This is a genomic window from Streptomyces sp. NRRL B-24572, from assembly GCF_002156145.1.
GTDB classification, from domain to species: domain Bacteria; phylum Actinomycetota; class Actinomycetes; order Streptomycetales; family Streptomycetaceae; genus Streptomyces; species Streptomyces vietnamensis.
Map to the genome: position 1 here is coordinate 1 of NZ_MWIG01000121.1, position 4,135 is coordinate 4,135.

General features: G+C 71.9%; 4 protein-coding genes. 3 read left to right on the top strand and 1 reads right to left on the bottom strand.

The features are described 5' to 3' along the window. The coding region (locus CCN56_RS07970; RefSeq protein WP_107484107.1) for a M23 family metallopeptidase at nt 1-756 on the bottom strand (756 nt) is incomplete at its 3' end. Nucleotides 757-888: 132 nt separating this feature from the next. Here CCN56_RS07970 and CCN56_RS07975 point away from each other — a divergent pair. The 3 genes from CCN56_RS07975 to CCN56_RS07985 form a co-directional block, all read left to right on the top strand. Next, nucleotides 889-1,287 carry a DUF1992 domain-containing protein gene (locus CCN56_RS07975; protein WP_086824964.1) on the top strand — a complete coding sequence of 133 codons (399 nt, stop codon included), beginning with the start codon at nt 889-891 and terminating at the stop codon, nt 1,285-1,287. Nucleotides 1,288-1,431: 144 nt separating this feature from the next. Continuing rightward, nucleotides 1,432-1,947, top strand: a complete 516-nt coding sequence (locus CCN56_RS07980) for a DUF664 domain-containing protein (RefSeq protein ID WP_086824966.1) — start codon at nt 1,432-1,434, stop codon at nt 1,945-1,947. Nucleotides 1,948-2,066: 119 nt separating this feature from the next. Further along, nucleotides 2,067-4,135 (top strand): VCBS repeat-containing protein (locus CCN56_RS07985; protein ID WP_086824968.1); only part of this gene is annotated, 2,069 nt, incomplete at its 3' end.

Consider the following 4,135-nt stretch of genomic DNA (forward strand, 5'->3'; position numbering starts at 1 on the left):
CGCCCCGTAGCCGTTCTTCCCGGCGTAGACGGTGTCGAGGTCGGTCCGCAGCCACCAGTGGTTGTAGTTGCCGGAGCCGTCGCGGACCTCCGCGCCCCAGACCTTGCAGTACACGTAGTTCGTGCCCGCGTTCAGCACACCCTGCGGGTCGTTCGTGTTCGCCTGGGCGTAGCCGGTGGCGTTGGCGAAGGTGTCGACCCAGTACTTTCCGCCTCCCCCGCCCGAGCAGCCGTTGTCGCTGGTCAGGAACTTGGAGCCGTAGGAGGAGGGGTAGGGGGCCAGGGAGACGCCGTTGATCACGATGGTCTGGCCGACGCCGTTGTAGAGCTGCTCGTAGTGGATGTGGGCGCCGGAGCTGTTGCCCGTCGAGCCGGTGGTGCCGATCTGCTGGCCCTGGGAGACCTGGGCGCCGTCGGCGACGGAGTAGGCGGCCAGGTGGAAGTAGTACGTCTTCCAGCCGCCGCCGTGGTCGATCACGATGTACTGGCCCGCGCCGGTGGGCTGGTCGTAGCGGTAGGCGGTGCCGGACGCCGAGGCGAGGACCGGGGTGCCGGCGGTGGTGCCGCCGTCGGAGCGGACGAAGTCGAGCGCCTGGCGGACCTCGGCCGAGTGGTGGCTGTAGGTCCAGGTCTGTCCGCAGGGGAACGGCGCCTTGAAGAGCGGCGCGGCCTGGGCGGGGCCGGCGGTGACGAGCGCGGTGAGCAGGCCCGCGACGAGCGCGAGGAGGGTGCCGAGTGGGGTGATCCGTGCACGCATGCGTCCTCCGGTGAAGGGGGATGGGACATGGGTCGACGCGCGTTGAACGGACCACAGAGTGCCGGAAGATCGCGGGTCGCAGTAGCCCGCGAGAACCACACCCGTACCGCGGCGGTTACGTAGTCTGGACACATGACCGAACGCAAGCCGCCCGGAGTCAGCTTCGAGTCGTTCGTCGACAAACAGATCCGCGAGGCCGCGGAGCGCGGCGAGTTCCGGGGCCTGTCCGGCTTCGGCAAGCCCCTCCCCGACGACTCGGCCCCGTACGACGAGCTGTGGTGGATCAAGGGGAAGATGCACCGCGAGGGCGCGTCCGTCCTGCCGCCCTCCCTCGCCCTGCGCAAGGCGGCCGAGGACGCGGAGGCGGCGGTCGCCGCGGCCGTCTCGGAGCACCAGGTGCGCCGCGTCCTCGGGGAGATCAACACCAGGATCACCGAAGCCCTCGCCCGCCCGCCGGCCGGTCCCCCGCTGAACCTGAGGCCCTTCGACGTGGAGGCCGCGGTGGAGCGGTGGAGGGCGGGACGTCCGTAAGTCCCCGTCTCGGTCCGCAGGCCCCAAGCCCGACGCGCAGGTCCTCCGCCCGATTCGCAGGTCTCCCGCCCGATCCGCAGGTCCCAGCCCGATTCGCAGGTCTCCCGCCCGATGCGCAGGTCCCCCCGACCCCGAGGAGTCCCCATGAACAGCGCCGGTCTGTTGCTCGACTCGTTCGGCCGGATCCGTGAGGTCGTCCACGAGGCCGTGGAGGGCCTCACGGACGAGGAGCTCACCGTACGGATCGACCCCGACGCCAATTCGGTCGCCTGGCTCGTCTGGCACCTCACCCGCGTCCAGGACGACCACCTCGCGGACGCCTTCGACACGGACCAGCTGTGGACCTCGGACGGCTGGGCGGACCGCTTCGGGCTGCCCTTCCCGAAGCGCGCCACCGGCTACGGGATGACGAGGGCGCAGGTCGACGCCGTCCGCGCCCCGGCGGAGCTGCTGCTCGGCTACCACGACGCCGTGCACGCCCGTACGGAGGAGCTGATCCGCACGGTCACGAACGCGGACCTGGACCGGATCGTCGACACCCGCTGGGACCCGCCGGTCACCCTCGGCGTCCGGCTGGTGTCGGTGATCGCGGACGACCTCCAGCACGCGGGACAGGCGGCGTACGCCCGGGGTGTGGTGGAGCGGCGGGAAGGCCCGTGACCGACCCGTTCGACTGACGGGATCATTTGTTCGGCACGTGCGTACAACCCCCGTGGACGATCATGAGTCCAACCGTCGTGGCGATCGCCACGCTCGGTTGTCCTGGGGGGAATCGCACCGTGCAGCACCGTTCGTCAGCCCGTCGTCTCGCCGCGGCCGTGACCGCCGTCCTCGCCGTCACCGCCGGCACCCTGGCGGCCGGTCCGGCCGCCCTCGCCGCCCCGTCGGGCGCCCTCACCGCCGTCTCCGGCGCCACGGCCACCACTGCCGCCGCGCCCGTGCCGTACCCGGCGGCGGACGACGCGATCGTCTCGGGCGCCGGGACCACCGGCTTCCTGACCTTCACCACGGGCACGACGGAGCGGGAGCTCCGCTGGACCCGGTACGCGGACGGCACCTCGACCGTCCTCACGGTCCCCGAGGGCGGCGGCTTCGACCCCACCGGCAGCGACGTCGTGGTCACCGGCGACTCGACCGACCCGCGGCAGATGCGCTCCGTCACGCTCACGGACATGGGCGCCCCGGACGCCGCGCCCGTCCACATCGACCTCGGCGCACTGTCGGCCACCTACGTCAAGGTCGTCGGCCCGGACTCGGTCCTCGCCGCGGCGCCCGGGCCGAACAACACGCAGAAGCTGCTCCTCGTCACCGACGAGAACGGCACCACCCACTCCCGCGAGATCACCGGCCTCCCCGTCGACGCGCTCCACTTCTTCACCAACGCGCCGGCCGTCGGCGGCCAGGCGGTCGTCGCCTACGTCACCGGCCCGGAGGGCGCCCGCGAGAACGGCCGGGCCGTCATCGACCTGGCCACCGGCGCGGTCGTCGAGACGTACGCGGCCGGCGGGTACGAGTACCTCTACAGCGGTCTCGCCCTCTCGGTCACGCACGTCGCCTGGGCGGAGGCCCGCCCGGAGGGGACCGGCATCGTCACCGTCGACCGGAAGACCGGCGCCCGGCGGTGGGTCCCCCTCCACATCGCCGACGGGTACGTCCTCGGCCTCGTCGGCAACTGGCTGGTGTACGCCGTCCCGAGCAAGCTCACCGAGAACGGCACCTTCCCCGACACCCGGGTGCGGGCCCTCGATCTGACCAGTGGCGACGCCGCCGACATCACCGACTACGCCACCTCGGCGCAGGCCGCCTCGGACGGCACCCTGCTCGTACGCGGCGGTACGGTCGCCGAGGGCGAGGGCCTCTACAAGGTCTCCCCCGTCGCGGGCGCGCAGCCCTCCGTCGAGAAGGTCGCGACGACGAACCAGCCCACCGCGCTGACCTACCTCGGCTCCCAGGTGCCGGCCGTCGTCGACCTCGACCGGGACCGCGAGGTCGAGCTGAAGTGGCGGATGTCCCGGCTCAACGCCGACGTCTCCCTCAAGCTCACCCACCTCAGGACCGGGCAGACCTTCACCCGCGAACTGAAGCTGCACCGCGACTTCCCCTCCCAGTACACCTTCGACGACATCACCTTCGGCCTGACCTGGCAGGGCGTCCTCGACGACCTGTCGAAGGACGGCAAGTCCGCCTTCAACGGCGACTACGCCTGGTCGTTCCGCGCCGTCCCGCAGAACGGCATCGGGCCCGAGGTGAAGCAGGCCGGCACCTTCAAGGTGGTCCGCTCGGTCAAGCCGCACGACTACAGCGACAACGGCTCGCCGGACCTCTTCGCGCGGGACGCCGGGGGGTCGCTGTGGCGCGCCGACACGACGTACAACTCGTACACCAGGCGGCTGATGCCCACGTACCAGCGCGCCTCGGTGGGCTCCGGCTGGAACGCGTACGACCGGATCGAGTCCGTCGGGAACGTCGCGGGGACGGGCGTCGCCGACACGATCGCCCGCGACACCACCGGCGTCCTGTGGCTGTACCAGGGCACCGGCGACGAGAAGAGGCCTTTCGCGACCCGCACGAAGATCGGTTCCGGCTGGGGCGGCTACAAGGAGCTCGCGGGAGGCTCCGACCTCAACGGCGACGGCCGCCCCGACCTCGTCGCCACGGACGCCTCCGGCGTGCTGTGGCTCTACAAGGGCACCGGCAGCGCGACCGCCCCCTTCGCGGCCCGCGTCAAGGTCGGCGGCGGCTGGGGCGGCTACAACCAGCTGACGGCCGTGGGGAACCTGGCCGGCGGCCCGGCCGGCGACCTGCTCGCCCGCGACACGGCCGGCGTGCTCTGGCTGTACCTCGGCAA